The organism is Paenibacillus sp. Leaf72 (assembly GCF_001422685.1).
GTDB lineage: Bacteria > Bacillota > Bacilli > Paenibacillales > Paenibacillaceae > Pristimantibacillus.
Genome location: NZ_LMLV01000015.1, coordinates 38,749 through 57,201, shown reverse-complemented (window position 1 = coordinate 57,201; position 18,453 = coordinate 38,749). Strand labels below are relative to the sequence as shown.

16 protein-coding genes, 1 tRNA gene and 1 rRNA gene are annotated in these 18,453 nt (G+C 49.4%); 16 read left to right on the top strand and 2 right to left on the bottom strand.

The annotated features are described in order from the left end of the window. Window positions 1-135 (top strand): 23S ribosomal RNA (locus ASF12_RS18120); the annotation flags it as partial. 362 nt (window positions 136-497) lie between these two features. After that, window positions 498-1,769, top strand: a complete 1,272-nt coding sequence (locus tag ASF12_RS18115; protein ID WP_056037532.1) for an MFS transporter — start codon at window positions 498-500, stop codon at window positions 1,767-1,769. A gap of 34 nt (window positions 1,770-1,803) precedes the next feature. Here ASF12_RS18115 and ASF12_RS18110 read toward each other — a convergent pair whose 3' ends face one another. Continuing rightward, on the bottom strand, window positions 1,804-2,583 hold the full coding sequence (locus ASF12_RS18110; protein ID WP_235533198.1) for a YheC/YheD family protein: 780 nt from the start codon (window positions 2,581-2,583) through the stop codon (window positions 1,804-1,806). Window positions 2,584-3,374: 791 nt separating this feature from the next. Between ASF12_RS18110 and ASF12_RS18105 the strand changes: the two genes are divergently transcribed. From ASF12_RS18105 to ASF12_RS18070, 8 genes are all read left to right on the top strand, one after another. Then, complete coding sequence (locus ASF12_RS18105; RefSeq protein ID WP_056037527.1) at window positions 3,375-4,394, top strand: beta-ketoacyl-ACP synthase III; 1,020 nt, start codon at window positions 3,375-3,377, stop codon at window positions 4,392-4,394. Continuing rightward, complete coding sequence (locus ASF12_RS18100; RefSeq protein WP_056037524.1) at window positions 4,384-5,595, top strand: ATP-grasp domain-containing protein; 1,212 nt, start codon at window positions 4,384-4,386, stop codon at window positions 5,593-5,595. Before ASF12_RS18105 ends, ASF12_RS18100 begins: the two co-directional genes overlap by 11 nt. 17 nt (window positions 5,596-5,612) lie before the next feature. Beyond that, a complete protein-coding gene (locus ASF12_RS18095) occupies window positions 5,613-6,611 on the top strand; it encodes an NAD-dependent epimerase/dehydratase family protein (RefSeq protein ID WP_081418895.1) in 999 nt (332 codons plus the stop codon). Beyond that, a complete protein-coding gene (locus tag ASF12_RS18090) occupies window positions 6,608-7,453 on the top strand; it encodes an MBL fold metallo-hydrolase (protein ID WP_056037522.1) in 846 nt (281 codons plus the stop codon). The genes ASF12_RS18095 and ASF12_RS18090 overlap by 4 nt, the downstream gene beginning before the upstream one ends. Next, complete coding sequence (locus tag ASF12_RS18085) at window positions 7,450-8,763, top strand: F390 synthetase-related protein (protein WP_056037519.1); 1,314 nt, start codon at window positions 7,450-7,452, stop codon at window positions 8,761-8,763. The genes ASF12_RS18090 and ASF12_RS18085 overlap by 4 nt, the downstream gene beginning before the upstream one ends. A gap of 31 nt (window positions 8,764-8,794) precedes the next feature. Then, the gene (locus tag ASF12_RS18080; protein WP_056037518.1) at window positions 8,795-9,952 is read left to right on the top strand and encodes a GNAT family N-acetyltransferase; all 1,158 of its coding nucleotides are present in this window, start codon (window positions 8,795-8,797) and stop codon (window positions 9,950-9,952) included. Window positions 9,953-10,078: 126 nt separating this feature from the next. After that, window positions 10,079-11,092: an HD-GYP domain-containing protein gene (locus ASF12_RS18075; RefSeq protein ID WP_056037515.1), complete on the top strand. Its 1,014-nt coding sequence runs from the start codon at window positions 10,079-10,081 to the stop codon at window positions 11,090-11,092. 61 nt (window positions 11,093-11,153) lie between these two features. Then, window positions 11,154-12,239, top strand: a complete 1,086-nt coding sequence (locus tag ASF12_RS18070) for a GGDEF domain-containing protein (RefSeq protein ID WP_056037512.1) — start codon at window positions 11,154-11,156, stop codon at window positions 12,237-12,239. Window positions 12,240-12,303: 64 nt separating this feature from the next. On the opposite strand, the gene pdxR is transcribed toward ASF12_RS18070, so the two are convergent. Further along, the gene (pdxR, locus tag ASF12_RS18065) at window positions 12,304-13,749 is read right to left on the bottom strand and encodes a MocR-like pyridoxine biosynthesis transcription factor PdxR (RefSeq protein WP_056037509.1); all 1,446 of its coding nucleotides are present in this window, start codon (window positions 13,747-13,749) and stop codon (window positions 12,304-12,306) included. A 191-nt stretch (window positions 13,750-13,940) separates the two neighbouring features. On the opposite strand from pdxR, the gene ASF12_RS18060 reads away from it, so the two are divergent. The 6 genes from ASF12_RS18060 to ASF12_RS18040 all read left to right on the top strand — a co-directional run bounded on the left by ASF12_RS18060 (window position 13,941) and on the right by ASF12_RS18040 (window position 18,335). Beyond that, window positions 13,941-14,897: a carbon-nitrogen hydrolase family protein gene (locus ASF12_RS18060; RefSeq protein WP_056037504.1), complete on the top strand. Its 957-nt coding sequence runs from the start codon at window positions 13,941-13,943 to the stop codon at window positions 14,895-14,897. Window positions 14,898-14,935: 38 nt separating this feature from the next. Beyond that, the gene (locus ASF12_RS36175; RefSeq protein ID WP_257790757.1) at window positions 14,936-15,070 is read left to right on the top strand and encodes a hypothetical protein; all 135 of its coding nucleotides are present in this window, start codon (window positions 14,936-14,938) and stop codon (window positions 15,068-15,070) included. A 275-nt stretch (window positions 15,071-15,345) separates the two neighbouring features. Then, on the top strand, window positions 15,346-15,918 hold the full coding sequence (locus ASF12_RS18055) for a nucleotidyltransferase family protein (RefSeq protein ID WP_056037499.1): 573 nt from the start codon (window positions 15,346-15,348) through the stop codon (window positions 15,916-15,918). A 115-nt stretch (window positions 15,919-16,033) separates the two neighbouring features. Continuing rightward, window positions 16,034-16,618, top strand: a complete 585-nt coding sequence (locus tag ASF12_RS18050; protein ID WP_056037497.1) for a TetR/AcrR family transcriptional regulator — start codon at window positions 16,034-16,036, stop codon at window positions 16,616-16,618. 66 nt (window positions 16,619-16,684) lie between these two features. Further along, window positions 16,685-18,142 (top strand): DHA2 family efflux MFS transporter permease subunit, encoded by a 1,458-nt coding sequence (locus ASF12_RS18045; protein ID WP_056037554.1) that lies wholly within the window; start codon window positions 16,685-16,687, stop codon window positions 18,140-18,142. A 111-nt stretch (window positions 18,143-18,253) separates the two neighbouring features. Beyond that, window positions 18,254-18,335, top strand: a tRNA-Leu gene (locus ASF12_RS18040). Window positions 18,336-18,453: the final 118 nt, after the last annotated feature.

The following is an 18,453-nucleotide window of genomic DNA, read 5'->3' as shown; positions in this document are numbered from 1 at the left end:
AAGGCGAAGCCCCCCTCAAGATGAGATTTCCCAATTTAGTAAGACCCCTTGAAGACGACGAGGTTGATAGGTTCGGGGTGGAAGCGCAGCAATGCGTGCAGCTGACGAATACTAATCGGTCGAGGGCTTATCCTAAACAACACGCTAAAGTTTCATGACTTTGTCTTTCGCATCCAGTTTTCAGTGTGCAACACACATAGGAAACTTTAGCTTCATATTACAAGCCTGCCACTAATCATGTGGCAGGCTTGTTTATTTTTACACAAAAACGAATATACCATTTGCCTAACTTTATACATAGCCGATATTGTATGAAAACACTCGTTAACGTTCAATAAATAGCTTAAACCCCCTTGAAACGGGCGTACAACAGCATTTAAGGCTGTTTTCCAAACCGTTAACGCTTTCAGGCAACGGCTGACCGTCTAGCCCTTGTGCTAAAATGAACGGGAAAGATGAAGTTCATGTAAATAGAGAGAGGCAGGGGCAGTATACATATGCGAACATGGCCGAGATTGGACTATTTTTTCAGCAGGGGAGCGGCTATTCCACCAGAGAGAAGGCTAGGCAGGGAGGCTATTATCTCGATTGTCATTCATGGTTGTTTTCAATTTGGTGCATCCATGTCTGGATTGTTTCTTAATTTGTACTTGTGGCGGTTAACGCAGGATTTAACGGTAAATGCGCTCTACAACATTATTGTATTTCTAATGACACCAATTACGTTTGCAGTTGGGGGTTGGATCGCGAAACGCAAAGACCGAATGGTGACGTACAGGATTGGCATCGTTTTAATAGCTGTCTTTTATTTAATGGTCGTTATTACGGGTGAGCAGGTCGTTAATTATTATGTTTTGTTCGCCATATGTAATGGTATTGCAGGGGGACTATATTGGACCGGATATTTAGTCATCCAATATGATGTTTCTACAGAGGCGAATCGGATTCGTTTTCTAGCGCTGAATATGATTGTGTTCAACACGGCGGGATTGCTGGGCCCGGCGCTGGCCGGATTTATTATTTCTCGTAATGAAGGGCTGCAGGGATATGTTATTATTTTTTTACTCGCCTTCGTTATGTTTGTTATAGCGGCCATCGTGAGCTTCCGGATTCCCATTGTGAAATCGCATCACCGTGCTTATTATTTAAAATTTATGGGGCTTGCGATGAATAAAAACAGGCGGTGGTTCAAGGCGCTCGTCAGCTTTTTTATACTTGGGCTTTTTCAAGGGATTATGTTGTTTTTACCGAATATTTTATTGTTTCAGACGGTGGGGCGTGAGGATCGGGTCGGTTACTTAGGCGTAGCCTTTTCAGCACTTACCGTTATGACGGGGTATGTCATATCTAGGAAAGCACAGAAGGAGCAAGTCCAGAGATATGTGCTATTTTCTACAACAGGAGTCGCCATAGGGGCTGCGCTGCTGCTAATTGCAGTTGATTTTTGGTCCGTGCTTTTGTTTATGATTTTGTTCTCCATCTGTAATCCGCTTGCTGTCAATACATTGACCTCTTACTATTATCGGCTAATTGGCACACTTCCTCTTAAAGGACAACTGCGTGTAGAATGCGTCGTTATGCGTGAGTTGTTTCTGAATGTCGGCAGAGTTGTGTCGATTGGCTGCTTGATCTTGTTTGCTGGCGATGTGACGTCTGTCTGGCTGCCGGTCGTACTGTTCGGGGCTGCACTCGCACAATATTTGCTATCTTTATTAATTAGCGAGAAGCAGCCCGATCAAGCAAAGGTATCTGAACGCGCAGGAGGCTAGACTGCCTTTCAACAACAGGCAAACGTAGCATAAGCTAATCGTCCTTTCGGCCATAGCTTTGGGCAAATCGCATAATCCGGTTGTAGGCGCGGCGATCAATCCATTTTAACGGACGGAATTGGGGATGGTTGGAATTGACCTCCAATATCCACAGGTGCGTGTTGCGGTCCAAGGCAAAATCGATGCCCATTTCAAACATGCCCGCTTTATGCTTGCTGAGGGCACGGGCTACTGTCAATGAGTGCTGTGTCAAATGGCCAATGAGCTCGCTGCTTTTGGCATCTTCATATCCTTTGCGCTGCACCAGCTTATGCATCGTCCAAATTTCGCCGCCCTGATGGTAGTTGGTGACGATTTTACCTTTGGCGCCTACTTTAATAAGGAAGCCGGTAAGATGCCATATGCCGCCCGGTTTTCGCTGAACCATGGCACGAATATCGTAGGGACGATTTTCGACTTGATCGAGGCTGACTGCTTGTTGAATAATAAGGCGGGAAGGCTTGGCAGGCAGCAAATGCTCATAAACGTCATCTAGACTGTGAAAAAATTTGGAAAGCTGCTTTTTGCTTTTTGTATAAAGGAGCTTGTAGCCGTCGTTTAGGGGCTCAAGCTTATGCACACCGACGCCAAGCGAGCCGATATTTGGCTTAATGTATAGCGTGTGATGGGCAGCAGTCATCATCTTCAGATTGGATAAGGTGAAGCTGGTGGTGCTTGGTATGAGCGGTTTAGTTGAAGCATTTTTTTGCAAAAAACGGCACACCTTCAGCTTGCCAAGAATGGTCGCGCTGCGATACGTTTTCGTATACATCATTGTCACCTCGTAGCCAGTGTATGATAGCAGGAAACAACGAAATTGTACGGATAACTAGAATGTTTACGAAAAATAATGAAATCAGCAAAAGCCCTCAATCGCTTGTATCAAGCGGCGGAGGGCTTTTGCCTGAAGGGAGAAGGGCCCAAGGCTCATCCTTATATAGGCCGAATGACGAAAAGCTCACTCGAGGTTGTTGGAAATATGAGCTGCCGAGCAGTCGATTTAGGGTTGGAGATGAAAAGTTAAGCGCTTAGCTCCAAATCCACCTTAAGCATGAGCACATGGCTGACAATCGTTGCGCCGAATAGAGGAACGGAAAGTATTTCCTCGGCAATATTTTTGATTGCAAACAGTTGCTTAAATTCGGCGCTGTCTTCTGGCTGGACTAGGGAATATCAATTATGTAGCTGAGCCGTTCCTCGAAACAAAACGTTTGGTTCATCACCTAGCTGCTCATGATTTCAATTTCCTCAGCAAGGGTAATAATAGGCTGCTTGAGTTTAATGGATGAGCTTAGTAGAGCACAACTATGAGAGTGATTAATATAGAAAGCTTGGTATAGGCTCGAAGCCGCGCGTGCATAGCGGTAAAGCTCGTAAAGCTCGTAAAGCTACATTCCAGTAATAAGTGGCAATAGATTGGATTTTAAAAGAAAATATGTAAATTAAATGTAATTTAAAAGGGTACTAATAAAATTTGGTACTATGTCCAGCTATGCACCATCTAGTAAGATAAAGTAGCAATACACATTAAGATAGACAACAAGCTAATAGATGGCGGTGAGGGTTATGCATGCAAGAAACAAGCATAAGCAACAACGGAATGTACGAATATGGGGGACAGGCTCCTACTTGCCATCCCAAATGGTGACAGCGGAGCAGCTGGACGAAAAACTGAATAAGCCGCAAGGCTGGGTATATAAGAAATCAGGCGTGAAAATCAGGCATTACGCAGCTGGCGAAGCCGCGTCAGTCATGGGCGCAAAGGCTGCCTTTGCGGCTTTGGAGGATGCAGGACTTGAGCTTGACGACATGGACTGCATCATTTGTGCCAATGCGATTCCTGAGCAGCTTATCCCGTGCACAGCGGCGCTCATCCAAGATGAGATGTGGGCAGGCGAATCAGGTATTCCTTGTTTCGACATTAATACGACCTGCTTGTCGTTTCTAGCGGCGCTTGATATGGTGTCTTATATGATAGAAGCGGGCAGATATGACACAGTGCTGCTTGTATCGCCGGAAATTGCATCAAGCGGCCTTAATGACAAGCATCCCGAAAGCGCGACGCTGTTCGGCGACGGGGCAGCAGCGGTAGTCATTGGCAGAAGTGGTGAAGGCGAAAGCTCATCCATTATCGCCTCCCGTATGGAGACGTACGGATCGGGACGCGAGCTGTCGGAAATTCGCGGAGGCGGCTCAGGATTGCCTTCCACACAGTACGGGGCGGCAAATGCGGAGCAATATTTGTTTGCAATGCAGGGCGAGGCGCTGTTTCGCAAAACGTCTAAGCTGCTGCCCGACTTTATCAAGCGGCTGTTTCAGGAGGCGAGCATCGACATGTCCGAGCTGAAGCTCGTAGTTCCGCATCAAGGCAGCGCCCTTGCCATGCGGCTGCTTCAGAAAAAGCTTGGCATTGCGCCCGAGCAGTTCATGAACATTATTGAAAATCACGGCAATATGATTGCGGCTTCTCTGCCGATGGGCATTCATCTGGCCATCCAGCAGGGCCGCTTGCAGCGTGGTGACCGCTTTGCGCTCATTGGCATTTCAGCGGGCATTTCGTTAGGCGGGATGATTATTGAATATTAAAACAGGCCAAGAGCAGGGAATACACACCGGGCGGCGCATCCTTATTACGGGAGGCAGAGCGCCAGCTGCGCTGGATTTAGCCCGTCAGCTGGCGGAGCAGGGTTATGAGGTTTATGCAGCGGACAGTATGGCGAGTCCGCTCATTCGCTTTTCAACCTGCATTAAGCGTTATGAGATGCTTCCAGCGCCACGAGTGGACGAGGCAGCATTTGGCACAGCGCTTGCGGTAATGGTGGAAAAGTACAGCATCGAGCTGCTTATTCCAACCTGCGAGGAAATTTATTATATTGCCAAGCTGCGCGGCAAGCTTGGAAGCTGCATGGTTTTCACCGATGAAGCGGAGAAGCTCACCGCCCTGCATAGCAAATGGGCGTTCATTGAAATGGTTCGGGAGGCGGGGCTTGCCGCCCCAGAGACAAAGCAGCTGCGTTCCTACACTGAGCTAAAACAGCTGCATAATCCCGCTTCAGAGCAAATATGGGTGCTGAAGCCGGTCTATTCCCGCTTTGCAACGAAAGTGCATATATGGCATGCAAACGAGTCGCCGCCTCCTGCTGCGGAACTGCAGCTATCCGCAGATTCCCCTTGGGTAGCCCAAGCATTCGTAGCAGGACAGGAATATTGCACGTATTCAATTGCAAAGGATGGCAAGCTGCTTGCCTATTCCGATTATGCAGTCGACTTTACTGCTGGACGGGGAGCCAGCACCTTCTTTAAGCCATGCCATCAGCCGCAGCTGCGGCAATGGGTGGAGACGTTTGCCGGGCATACGCAGTTTACAGGCCAAATCGCTTTTGATTTTATAATAGACGAGAGCGGCGCGGTATGGCCGCTTGAGTGCAATCCGCGAGCGACGAGCGGATTGCATCTGTTCGACAGGCGCGACCGGCTCGGCCGCGCCTTGTGGGGGACTGGCCAGCCTAGCAGCATCATTATGCCGCAGCAATCGCGGGGCAAAATGATCGCGGCAGCGATGCTGGCCTATGGGCTTTCGCAGCAGCGGCGCCAGCGTGGGCTATGGCGGGGCTCTTGGCACTGGCTGGCGAGCATGGCAGGCGGCCGGGATGTTATTTTCAGCTGGAAGGACCCTGGTCCATTTCTGATGCAAGGTTATGTTTGGTTTGATTTATGGCGGCGGGCACGCAAGGCGGAGCAGCCGCTTATTGCTTTTACAACTGCTGATATTGAATGGAATGGATGAGAAAGGAGAAGGCGAGGATGAACATACTGGTAACAGGGGCTACCGGATTTTTAGGAGAAAATGCGGTATATCGACTGCTGAAGGAAGGCCATACGGTGACCGCGGCCGGGCGTAATCAAGAGGCAGGCGGGCGGCTCAGCGAGGCGGGGGCGGCATTTTTACAGCTGGATTTAGCCTCCAGTGCAATGAGCGAAGCGATTGCCGGTCATGACGCCGTGTTTCATTGCGGCGCCTTGTCTTCGCCTTGGGGCAAGTATCGCGACTTTTATGCATCCAATGTCAGGGGCACGCGCCATGTCATACAAGGCTGCCTTGAGCACGGCGTCCAGCGGCTGGTGCATGTGTCGACGCCTTCGATCTATTTTGACTATCGCCATCGCTTTAATATTGCAGAGCATGAGCCGCTGCCGAAAGCAGCGGTCAATCATTATGCGGCGACGAAGCTGCTTGCCGAGCAAGAGGTTGACCACGCTTATCGTGAGCAGGGGCTGCGCGTTGTGACGATCCGGCCGCGAGCGTTGTTCGGACCTGGCGATAAGGCGATTTTTCCAAGGCTGCTGCGGGCAAATGACAAACGGTTTATACCAGTGTTCGGAAGCGGTCAGCCGCTTGTCGATATTACGTATGTGGATAATGTGACGGAGGCGCTCATGCGCTGTCTGTACGCCGATCCGATTGTGCTTGGACAGAAATACAATATTACGAATGGCGAGCCTATTCAGCTGTGGGAAGCTATGGCGAGGCTGTTTGAAATGCTGAATAAACCGATCCGGACCAAGAAGATTGCATACCCCGCGGCGTATAGTGCGGCCTCTTTGCTGGAGCTGGCGGCGAAGCTGCCGGGGCTTGCCAAAGAACCGCTGCTGACCCGTTATACGGTCGGCATTCTTGCGTTCAGCCAAACGCTTTCTATTGAGAAGGCGCAGCGGGAGCTGGGTTATCGGCCTCTCGTGAGCGTCGAGGAAGGGCTTAGGAGGTTCGCGGCCTGGTGGAAAGAGCAGGAGGAGACACGATGAAAATTACCTTTCATAATACGGGCTACTGCAAGCAGTTGGAGGCGCTAGCGATTAGCGGGGGGCGCTGGCGGCAGCAAGCATTTCCAGGTATTTTTGCTATAATGGAACATCCTGTGCTAGGGCCGGTATTATTTGATACCGGCTATTCGCCGCGCTTTCTCGAAGCGACCAAGCGGCTGCCTTATGCGCTTTACCGCTGGACGACCCCCGTTACGCTTGCCGGGGAACGCTCTGCGGCGGAGCATGTGCAGGCGGCAGGCTATTCGCTTCGCGAGGTTAAGCATATTATCGTCTCGCATTTTCATGCCGACCATGTTTGCGGCTTGCGAGATTTTCCCGAGGCGACGTTTATTTGCTCACAGCAGGCATATGAGGCTGTCCAGCCGCTGAACGGATTTGCAGCGGTGAAAAAAGCTTTTTTGCCCGAGCTGCTGCCGCCTGATTTCGCCAAGCGGGCACGCTGGATCGAGCAGTCGAACGAGGTGGACCTGCCAGCGAAATATGCCCCCTTCCATAAGGGGTACGATTTATTTAATGATGGAAGCGTAACGGCTATCCGTTTGTCTGGCCATGCGGCCGACCAATTCGGACTGCTGCTGCAGGGAGATACGGGGCAGGAGCTGCTGCTCGGCGCAGACGCTAGCTGGTCGGAGGCGGCGGTGCGGGAAAATCGCCCTCCTCATGCGCTAGCCTCCATTGTGTTCGACAACCGGGTGGAGTTTAAGGAAACGTTCGACCGTCTCGTCGAGCTGAAGCGGAGAAATCCGGAGCTCCAGCAAGTTTTCACGCATTGCGGGGAAACGTGGAAACGCTGCACCGCGTGGCAGGGGGCGAGAGCATGAGAGTATTAAGGCTGCTGGTTTATTATGTGCTGACACGGGTGCGCGCCCGGCGCTTTCGCAGCCGGAAGGCGCTGGAAGCCTGGCAGCACCGCAAAGTTGTGGCACTTGTGAGGCGGGTACGCCAGCAATCGCCCTTTTACCGAAGCTATTATCAAGGGCTGGATGCACAAAATTGGCGCAGCTTCCCGACGATCGATAAAGCGGTAATGATGGACCATTTTGACCGGTTGAACACAGCGGGTATTACGAAGGAGGAAGCATTCCGAATCGCGCTGCGCGCCGAGCGGGAACGGGACTTCTCCGCGCAGATCGGCGATATTGCGGTCGGACTGTCGTCAGGCACATCAGGCAGCCGCGGCTTGTTTCTGGTCAGTGCCAAGGAACGCGCAGCGTGGGCGGGAACGGTACTGGCAAAGGCGCTGCCAGCCTCGCTGCTTGTGCGGCAGCGGATCGCTTTTTTTCTGCGGGCGGACAGCCATTTGTACCAAAGCGTGCGCTCCAAGCGGCTGCAATTCCGTTTTTACGACATGATCCATCCAGTAGAGGACAATGTGCGTTTGTTAAGCGAGCAGCAGCCGACGCTGCTGGTTGCACCGCCGTCCATGCTGCGACTGCTCGCTGAAGCGCAGCTTGCCGGAGAGCTGTTCATTGCGCCGGGTAAATTGATCTCGGTTGCAGAAGTGCTTGAGCCGCTGGACAAGCGGCTTATCGAGCAGGCTTTTGGGGTGCGCGTCGATCAAATTTATCAATGCACAGAAGGCTTCCTCGCTGCCACCTGCTCACAGGGTACCCTGCATCTGAACGAGGATATACTCGTCATTGAGAAGGAGTATGTGGACGAGGAGCAGCGTATCTTCTCGCCAATCATCACTGACTTTTCACGGGAAACCCAGCCTATCATGCGATATCGGCTTAATGATTTGCTGACGGAGGCGACGCAGCCTTGTGCCTGTGGCTCCACTTTTACGGCGATTGCCTCCATTGAAGGCAGGACGGATGATTTATTTTATGGACGCGATGCGGATACACAGCGGCTTGTGCCGATTTTTCCCGATTTTATAAGGCGGGCGGTCATTATGTCCTCGGAGCGTATAAAGGAATACAAGGTCGTTCAGCAATCGGATCGGCAGCTGGAAGTAGCTCTGCGCGTCGATGGAGCGCCTGAGGAGCTTCAGCCGGAGCTTGCCGCTGCGCTGTCCAAGCTGTTTACTTCACGCGGCTGCATGGCGCCGCTAATTGCATTTGTCCCGTATGAAGCGGATGAGGGGCTGCGCAAGCTGCGGCGGGTGGAGCGAAAGTGGAAGGTTTAGAACAGATGAAGGAAAGAAAGGAGGGTCAGCTTTGCCCCTATCTAAGACGGTCGTTAAAGAGCTGAACCTAACAGAAATAACAGAGCTTGCCGCAACAAAAAAGGGGGAACGAAATAAAGCGGTTGAATATATGCTTCCTTTGATGCAAAATGGGGTAAATTTATTTATCCGCAACGTGCGCACGGAGCTGCGGCTGCTGCAGGCGAGCCAAGCATGGCTGCCCATGACGGTTAATGAGCAGGAATATGACAATTCCTATGTGTGCTCCCCTTATGGAACGTATGTCAAGTATGCGGAAGAAGAGCTTTATTTGTTGGAAAATCCGCTGCTGCGCTTCCTGTGCGGCTCCTTGCTTAAGGCAATTGCGCCGCTGCTCCGCGGGGCTCAAATTGACCGAAACGTTCATGTGAACAACTGGTTGCTTTCAACGAATTTGTATACCGAAATAAGCTCGGATGAGCTGGAGGGAGCTACACAGACGTTAACAGCAAGCTATCCGAAGCATGCGATTATTTATCGTTCGCTTAACAGGCGCACGAATGGGGAGCTGCTTGAACAATTGCTGCAGCAGGGCTATGTGCTGGTCCCGAGCAGGCAGGTTTATTTTTTCAATGGAGCCGCTCCGTTGTACTTGAAGAAAAAAAATACGAAGTGGGACCGCAAGCTGCTCGCCCAGTCTGACTATCATATCGTACCGCATGCTGAACTCGGCGAGCAGGACTATGAGCGTATTGAGGAGCTGTATGACCTGCTGTATGTAGGCAAATATTCGGCGCTCAATCCCCAGTTTACCGCTGAATATATTCGCCACTGCCATCAGAAGGGGCTGCTGGAAATGACCGGACTCCGCGATGAGGAAGGGGTTTTGCAAGGCGTGATGGGCTGCTTTATTCATGGCGAGGTCATATCGGTACCGCTGGTCGGCTACAATACGGCGCTTGCCCAAAGTAACGGCCTCTACCGGATGCTGATGCATTTGGCGATGCAGGCTGCAGCGGATCGTGGACAGCTGCTGCATCTCAGCTCTGGCGCAGCTGAATTCAAGCGCGTTCGCGGGGCAGAAGCGGAAATTGAATACAGCGCAGTGTACATTAAGCATCTGTCGGCAGGGAGGAGAGCGGTTTGGCGCGGACTTAGCAAGCTTTTATTGACGGCTGGCGTTCCGCTTATGAGAAAATATAAACTGTAAGAAGAAATTTTTCGCTGTTTGAGGAGATAATACAATAAAATTCAAAAAAGTTTCAAACCTGTAAAGTATAATGGAAGAGTACGTATAAATACATATTCTTCATTTGAGAGCGCAGGTGTTTTGAGGGTGGACAACGGCAATCAATTGTTTTTGGGAAAACAGCTGGCTCAGGATTTGTTTAATCATAACGGAGTGCTTGTTGCTCCTGCCCATACCGTATTGGATCAGGAACAGCTCGACTTGATTTATCGCCATGCGATCGAACTGGAAGAAAGGGAGATTAAGCGGGATAAGGAGAAATCGCAGGCACAGGAAAAAATGGACGGCTGTACGCTGTACATGGCGGAGCTGTTTGAGCAAATTCGTTATGCCAAGCAAATTCCAGTGCTGCAAATCCGTGAAAAAATTATTCCTTCGATTAATGAGCTGACGGAGCTTCCTGATTTTTACGAATTGCTGGGCGCTTTGCAATCCAAAGATGATTATTCTTACCGCCATAATATAGGGGTAGGTGTATTATCTGCTTTAATTGGAAAATGGATGGATATGGATGAGCGCGATCTCATGCAGCTTACGATGGCGGCTACTCTCCACGATATTGGCAAAACGAAAATTTCAAATGAAATTTTGAACAAGCCGGCATTGCTTGATCCGAAAGAGTTTGACCTGATGAAAAAGCATACGATTTTTGGCTATGAGCTGCTCAAAGGGACCGTTGGCATTAATCATGTCCAAGCTTTGGTAGCGCTTCAGCATCATGAACGGCAAGATGGCAGCGGATACCCGCTCGGCTTGCGCTCTGAGCAAATCGCCCCGCTTAGCAAAATCGTAGCGGTAGCTGATGTTTTTCATGCGATGACCTCAGATCGGCCATATCGCAAAGCACTGCCCTTTTATGAGACGCTTATCCAAATGAACAATAATATTTTTGGCGAGTTTGATCCGCAAATCAGCAAGCTGTTTATGGACAAAATGATGCAGTCGATGCTTGGGCATCAGGTGCTGCTCACCAACAATCAAATCGGCTCCATCGTATTGATCAATCCGCAAAATGCACTTAGGCCGTTAGTGAAAATGAATGACAACTTTATTGATTTAAGCAGAGATACGAGTTTGCATATTCTCAAAGTTGCGCCTTAAGGCAAGCCGCATGCTATTTCTATGGAAAACGCCGTTGCAGCAAGGCAGGTAAAGGACATTTATGATAATAATAATAACGATTTTATCCGTTACATTCACATTATTTTTTTTCAGCAAGCAGCTCATAAATGCTCTGCTTCGTTTGAATTTATTGCGCTTCGAAGTTAGAAAGAAACTTTTGTTTGGCGTGGTATACGGCGTTTGCGGCATCTTAATCATGTGGTTTGGAGTGCCGGTATCCGATCACGGCATCATTGATTTTAGATATTTCTTTATTATAATTGCTGCGTACTACGGGGGCCTGCATGCTTCTATGCTGGCATCTGCTCTTATTGCAGGGGGACGAATACTGCTGTTTGGCGGCTTAAATGACGCCTCCATCGCCTCTGCGGCATTTATTTTGTTGCTAGGGGTATTATCAGGCATTATTTTTGTGAACAAGCGCCTAGGTGGATTTTGGACAAAATGGAGCGTTTCTTTGCTGGTGTTAATGGCATTGCTTTATGGAAATGCTTGTTATACATATGGTATGGAATGGTCCAGCCCGACTATAAAATTTCTATTCCCGCCGCTGCTTGCCAGCGGCCTTGTCGTCGCATATTGCGTGCGTAATTTGACGCAGCGCGACGAAATGTTCCAGCAAAAGGAACAGGAAGCGACAACGGATTTTCTTACTCAGCTGGCTAATGTCAGAGCTTTCGATGCGGCGTTTAACCGCTTGTTTATTCAGGCAGAGAGTGGAAAGGAGCCGCTTGCTCTCCTGTTTCTGGATATTGATTATTTCAAAAAAATAAATGACACCTACGGCCATCCCGCAGGAGATGCTGTTTTGCGCGAGCTAGCGGCTATTGTAAGGCGCACGGTTAGGGCAGAGGATGTTGCCTCGCGCTATGGCGGTGAGGAGTTTTCCATTTTGCTGCCTAATTGTTCACCGTCCGGCGCTTATGCTTTGGCTGAAAATTTACGCAGCAAAATTGAGAATTGCCAAATTGCCGTTAATGACAAGCAAAAGGTAGGCGTGACCGTCTCGATCGGCATTGCCTGCTATCCGGAGGTTGAGCAGGAGTTTCTAATTGATTATGCCGATCAGGCTTTGTATCAGGCTAAGCTTTCCGGCAGAAACAAGACGATATTGTGGCGCTCTTAAAGCAGCATGGCTTTATGCTTACCGTCTTGTTGCAAGCTTGCTTCATGGCGCCAGCCTTATGGCTTCAGTTTTTCGAGGCCAAGCTGGCGCGCAGTGCGGCTGCTAATCTTTCGATTCCTATTTCCATTTGCTCCGGCTCCGGCCGGGCATAGCTTAGACGAATGAAACCTTCCTCCGAGCCATACACACTGCCAGGAACGAACACAAGCCCTCTCTGAATACTTTCTTCCAGCAGGCGATGATCGCTGATATTCTCCTTAGATTTACACCATAGATTAAGCCCTCCTGGGTGCGCGGTAAATGAAAGTTTTTCTGAAAAATAATGCTCCAGCGCACCGATCATTCGCTGCTGCTTGGCCTCGAGCGCCTTTCGCAACATTTGCAAATGCAGCGGAAATTCGTTTGAAGCGAGCAGGCGGCCAGCCAGCCACTGAGGCAAAATGCTAAGGCCAAAGTCCATTTGCTGCCTGGCATCGGCGAGGCGGCTCACGACCGTTTGCGGTGCGACCAGCCAGCCGATTCGCAGGCCCGATGCGGCGATTTTGGATAATGTGCCAATATAGAGCACGATATCCTCCTTGTCCAGCGCTTTTAGTGATGGCAAAGCCTGATTGTGAAAGGAAGTCAGGCTGAACGGGTCGTCCTCTACAATCGGAATACGCAGCTCGGCAGCTATGGCTAATACGCGCTGCCTTTTTTCCATGCTCAAAGAAGTGCCTGTCGGATTTTGATAGTTCGGATTGAGAAAAAGCATGCGAATGCGATGCTCGCGATATAATCGCGCAATATCATCCGGATCAATGCCGTCATGATGAACCGGAAGACGGCAAATACGCAGTCCTGCAGATTGGAACATCGGCAGCGAATAGCAGTAGGAGGGATCTTCGATCGCAACGGCATCTCCTGGGGCAAGCAAACATTGCGTTATTAAATAGAGCGATTGCTGCGAGCCGGAAGTAACGAGAATAGAAGCTTCAGGAGCCGCAATGCCCTGTTTCCGCAAAAAAGCGCTTAGCTCCACCCGCAGCTGCGGATTGCCCTGTGGATGATCATAGCCGAGCGGCTCCATGAATGGCTGCTCCTGCATAATGGACTGGAGGAGCCGGCTCGGAAACAGCGGCTCCGCCAGTTCGCCGCTCGCCATGTCAATCATTTGGCCATGGTGGCGCATGGATGAACGAATGCGCCTCATAAAGGGCAAATTAGGCAGGAAGCTGCCTCCTTCTGCATATTGCCGCCAATTCGGCGTATGCGAAGGGGATATCCCCCATTTATTGCGGCTCACGGTTGTGCCGCTCCCTACTTTGCTTTCCACTAAACCGGCTGAGCGCAGCTCGGCATACGCCTGTACAATCGTGCTGCGATTAACGCCTAATTGCTCCGCCAGTTTTCGTTCGGAGGGCAGCGGGCTGCCTGGCGGATATTCGCCGGAAGCAATGCTGAGTTCCAGCAGCTCGGCAATTTGCAAGTAAACAGGCGTTTTTAATGTTCGATCCAGCTTCCACGTCATACGTACACCCCGTTCATTATCAATTTGTCTAATTGGAATTATTCCATTCATTATAGTACATTTTGGCGAATTGGATGGTCATTTTAGTGGATAAATGGATGGTTACATGATCAGCCAATCCATTTATGATGATTAATAAGAGAGGTGGCTGCCCATGTAGGGGCAGTTGTCTTAGGGCGGGGGATGAACATATGGAGCACCGCAAGGTGAAAGTTGGCGTTGTGCAGGCTGCGCCTAGTTTATTGGATAAGCAGTCGGCGTTCAAGCAAATAGCTGCCTATGCCGGCGAGGCAGGCAGACAAGGGGTCAAGCTGCTGGTGTTTCCAGAAGTATTTGTCTCCGGTTACCCGCGCGGCATGACGTTTGGAAATCGCGTTGGAAGCCGGACAGCGGAGGGACGGGAAGACTTTCGCCGTTATGCGGAAAGTGCAATAACGATTCCGGGCGAGGATACCGACCTGTTAGGGGAGATTGCTGCCGCACATGGCTTATATCTAATCGTTGGTGCGCTGGAGCGCGACCAGGAATTTAGCGGTGCGACGTTGTATAATTCAATTGTATATGTAGGCCCTGATGGCAGGCTGCTGGGCAAACATCGAAAGCTTATTCCTACTGCTGCGGAGCGTCTGCTCTGGGGGCAAGGCGATGGCAGCACATTAACGGTTATCCAAACCCCTTTTGGACGAATAGGCGGCTTGATATGCTGGGAAAACTATATGCCGCTAGCTCGGACCGCCATGTATGCGAAAGGTATAGACCTTTTTATAACGCCTACAGCGGATGCCCGCGATACATGGCAATCGACGATTCGTCATATTGCCTGCGAAGGCCGCTGCTATGTGCTGTCGAGCAATCAGTTTGCTACGAAGTCCTTATATCCGAAGGATTTGGCGAGTTTTGCCGAGCTGGAGCAGATGGATGAGGTGCTGAGCAGGGGCGGCAGCGCTATCGTTGGGCCGCTAGGGGAATATATAGCAGAGCCTGTTTATGGGCGGGAGGCGCTGCTCGTGGCAGAGCTGGATATGTCGAAAATCGCCGAAAGCCGATTTGACTTTGATGTGGTCGGGCATTACAGCCGGCCGGACGTGTTTCAGCTGCATGTTAATGAATCCACGCAGTCTAATGTATTTTTTAAGAGCACATTGTAAAGGGAAAGAGCAGCTGTACAGCAGAAGGGAGCATTATAATGGATGTACCAGTTGGCGTATGGATTTCAGCGGTTGTTATCGTTGGCATTTTAGCATGGATTACTTTTTGGATTACGAACAAGGCTTACTCCAGAAAATGGGATGAAAATGACGAAGACAAGCTGAAAAATTAAAGCAGTGCAGTTAAAGCTTCAGCAGAACATGGTTTCCTATATTTCAAGTTTTTCGAACGCTTTGCCGGGTTGTAATCAGCCTGGCAAAGCGTTTTTTTGCATTTATGAAATATAGGAAAGTATAGCATTGCGCGATACCTTCTCTATATTTCTAGGATTGAAACGCGCTGCGCCGCCAAAGGACGGTCACATCCGTTTCACCTTGTAAAAGCTCTTCCCAATAAGCGGTTTTTCAGTTAATATGAGAATATATGTTCGGTATTGGGGGCGGATTGATGAATCAAGAGTCATACATTATGGATATTATTCGGGGAGACGATTGGATGATGGACATCCTGCATACGGCAAGGGCGCTCGATTTGCCGGACTGGTGGGTATGCGCCGGGTTTGTGCGTTCTAAATTGTGGGATGTGCTGCATGATTTTAAGAAGCGGACGCCGCTTGCGGATGTGGATGTTATTTATTACGATGCCGAGTATCCGAGTGAGCACATCGAGAAGCAGCTGGAGCAGCAATTGCGGGGCCTGAGACCCGAGATCCCTTGGTCAGTGAAAAATCAGGCGAGAATGCATGTCGTCAGCGGCTTGCCGCCTTATTCCTGCGCGGTGGATGCGATTTCCAAATTTCCAGAAACGGCGACTTCGCTTGGGGTGGCGCTGGATGCGAATGGCCAGCTTCAGCTAGCGGCTCCATGCGGAGTAGCTGATGTCCTTCAAGCTGTGCTAAGGCCTACCGTTTATTATGAGCAGGGGACGGTCAATTACCACGTATACGAACAAAGAATCGTTAAGAAAAATTGGCAGGCGACATGGCCAAAAGTTCATAAAGCAGAGCAGCAGGAGGGATGACAACATCATATCTTAACAAAAATTAGTACTGTAATTACGAGTTTGCGCATTGACAGCCTGCCTTTTTTCTCGTTTAATTAAATAGACCGTTCTCTATAATTAAGGTGGTGAAAAGGTGGCTTCAAAGCCGAATGCCCGCCAGCAGATCATAGATACAGCAATGAAGCTGTTTTGTGTGCAAGGGTATCATGCAACGGGGTTAAATCAAATTATTAAGGAAAGCTCTTGTCCGAAGGGGTCCTTGTACTACTATTTCCCTGAAGGCAAGGAGGAACTGGCGGTTGAATGTATTTCAACGATTAAGAATTTTGTGCTGGAAAAATGGCGGATGAATTTTGAACAGACTTCTAGTCCTGCAGCAGCCATCCAGGCCCATATTTCCGACATCATTCACGATGGGAAGCAATCGCAGTTTAGAGGATTTATGCCATTCAGCTTTTGGATGGCTGCTGAGACATGCCTGATTAGCGAAAGACTGAGAGCAGCGTGCCAAGTCGTTTTTATTGAATGGCAGCAGTATATTGCCCAGCAGCTCGTTGCCAATGGAGTGAATGACAACAGCGCTGCTGAAATAAGCAATGTGATTCTTTCCTTAGTGGAAGGTGCGCTTATTTTGGCCATCACTCATGGCGATGAGAAGCCGCTCGTCCATATTTCGCGTCTCGTGCCGTCAATTGTTAATGGTGGCCCAGCAAGCTAGAACAACAGGTTACAGCAAAATGAATTTTTAATTCGCAGGAGGATGACATAAGTGCAAGCAGGAACGATGCAAGAGACTTCAACTTCACCCAATAAGACTTACAAAGTAATGCCGATTATGATTTCGCTATTGCTTAGCGGATTTATCGGTTTTTTTAGTGAGACCGCTCTAAATGTAGCATTGACTGATTTAATGAGAGATTTGAGCGTTAACGAGGCCACTGTACAATGGCTTACGACTATATTTTTGCTGACGCTGGGAGTACTGGTGCCGGTTTCAGGCATGCTGCTGCAATGGTTTACAACACGGCAACTGTTTGTATGGTCATTGATTTTTTCTATTATAGGAACATTCGTAGCGGCTCTTGCACCGAACTTTGAAACGCTGCTTATTGCGCGTGTGCTTCAAGCAACGGGAACAGGGCTGCTGCTGCCGTTATTATTTAATACGATTCTCGTCATTATCCCGATTGAGAAGCGTGGCGCAGCGATGGGGATTATCGGCCTCATTATGATGTTCGCACCAGCAACGGGGCCCACTTTTGCCGGTATTTTGATCGCAAACTTAAGCTGGCACTGGATTTTCTGGGTGTCCTTGCCGTTTTTGATTATTTCGTTATTTGTAGGGCTTGTCTATTTGCAAAATGTTTCTACCTTGACTAGGCCGCGTATCGACATATTGTCGATTTGCTTGTCTACCCTCGGCTTTGGCGGTGTCGTTTACGGCTTTAGCAGCGCGGGAGAAGGAGAGGATGGATGGGGCAGCGCGAAGGTCATTATCGCGATGACCGTAGGTATCGTTGCACTCATTTTATTTGTTATCCGCCAGCTTAAAATGAAAGAGCCAATGATTAATTTGACGACGTTTAAATACCCCATGTTTACGATCGGCTTAATTATGGTGTTTATTTGTATGATGGTTATTTTGTCCTCCATGCTGATACTGCCTATGTATTTGCAGCGCGGCCTTATGATGAGTCCGTTGACCGTTGGGCTGCTTCTCCTCCCAGGTGGGCTTATTAATGGCTTCTTGTCTCCTGTAATGGGCGGACTGTTTGATAAGTATGGACCAAAATGGCTCGTTCTTCCGGGCCTGTTGGTTGTTGCGGTTGTACTATGGTTTTTCTCTGATATTTCTACCGCGTCGACGACTGCGTTGATCATCGTGCTGCATTCCCTGCTAATGATCGGGATTTCGATGATTATGATGCCTGCGCAAACGAATGGTTTGAATCAGCTTCCACCTGAGCTGTATCCGCATGGAACAGCGATTATGAACACCTTGCAGCAGGTTGCGGGTGCCATTGGTACAGCGCTGGCAGTGAGTATCATGACAGCAGGAATGGAAAAATTCCTGAAGACAGCAGAAGGAAATCCAGAATCGCCAGCCAACTTGGTTAGCGGATTGACCGTTGGCGTGCAAAATGCTTTTATATTTGCCATGGTGCTTGCCCTTGTTGGGCTTGCCATTGCTTTCTTTATTAAGCGAGTGAAGGTGACGGCAGCAGGCGAACAAGGAGCTTAATTTCGGCTCTAAATAGAAGCCCAAATTATTTTTGAAACTTTTTTTGAAAAATGCTTGCGTGTTGCGATGTTTTCTGATATATTATATTTATTCGCTGTTAGCGAACATCGCGCGCGTGTGGCGGAATTGGCAGACGCACTAGACTTAGGATCTAGCGTTTCACGACGTGGGGGTTCAAGTCCCTCCACGCGCATTATGAATGGAAGAGTAAGGACTGTTTCAAGTAGTTTTTAACTACTGAGAAACAGTCCTTTTCTTTTATGTTTGTTTATTTGTTATCCGCCCCTTTTTTCTCTATTAGCAGTAAGGGA

Excerpts from the sequence above, each read along its gene's own strand:
- ASF12_RS18115 (WP_056037532.1), top strand. The coding sequence starts at position 498 with ATGCGAACATGGCCGAGATTGGACTATTTTTTCAGCAGGGGAGCGGCT.
- ASF12_RS18110 (WP_235533198.1), bottom strand. The coding sequence starts at position 2,583 with ATGATGTATACGAAAACGTATCGCAGCGCGACCATTCTTGGCAAGCTG.
- ASF12_RS18105 (WP_056037527.1), top strand. The coding sequence starts at position 3,375 with ATGCATGCAAGAAACAAGCATAAGCAACAACGGAATGTACGAATATGG.
- ASF12_RS18095 (WP_081418895.1), top strand. The coding sequence starts at position 5,613 with ATGAACATACTGGTAACAGGGGCTACCGGATTTTTAGGAGAAAATGCG.
- ASF12_RS18090 (WP_056037522.1), top strand. The coding sequence starts at position 6,608 with ATGAAAATTACCTTTCATAATACGGGCTACTGCAAGCAGTTGGAGGCG.
- ASF12_RS18085 (WP_056037519.1), top strand. The coding sequence starts at position 7,450 with ATGAGAGTATTAAGGCTGCTGGTTTATTATGTGCTGACACGGGTGCGC.
- ASF12_RS18070 (WP_056037512.1), top strand. The coding sequence starts at position 11,154 with ATGATAATAATAATAACGATTTTATCCGTTACATTCACATTATTTTTT.
- pdxR (WP_056037509.1), bottom strand. The coding sequence starts at position 13,749 with ATGACGTGGAAGCTGGATCGAACATTAAAAACGCCTGTTTACTTGCAA.
- ASF12_RS18060 (WP_056037504.1), top strand. The coding sequence starts at position 13,941 with ATGGAGCACCGCAAGGTGAAAGTTGGCGTTGTGCAGGCTGCGCCTAGT.
- ASF12_RS36175 (WP_257790757.1), top strand. The coding sequence starts at position 14,936 with ATGGATGTACCAGTTGGCGTATGGATTTCAGCGGTTGTTATCGTTGGC.
- ASF12_RS18055 (WP_056037499.1), top strand. The coding sequence starts at position 15,346 with ATGAATCAAGAGTCATACATTATGGATATTATTCGGGGAGACGATTGG.
- ASF12_RS18045 (WP_056037554.1), top strand. The coding sequence starts at position 16,685 with ATGCAAGAGACTTCAACTTCACCCAATAAGACTTACAAAGTAATGCCG.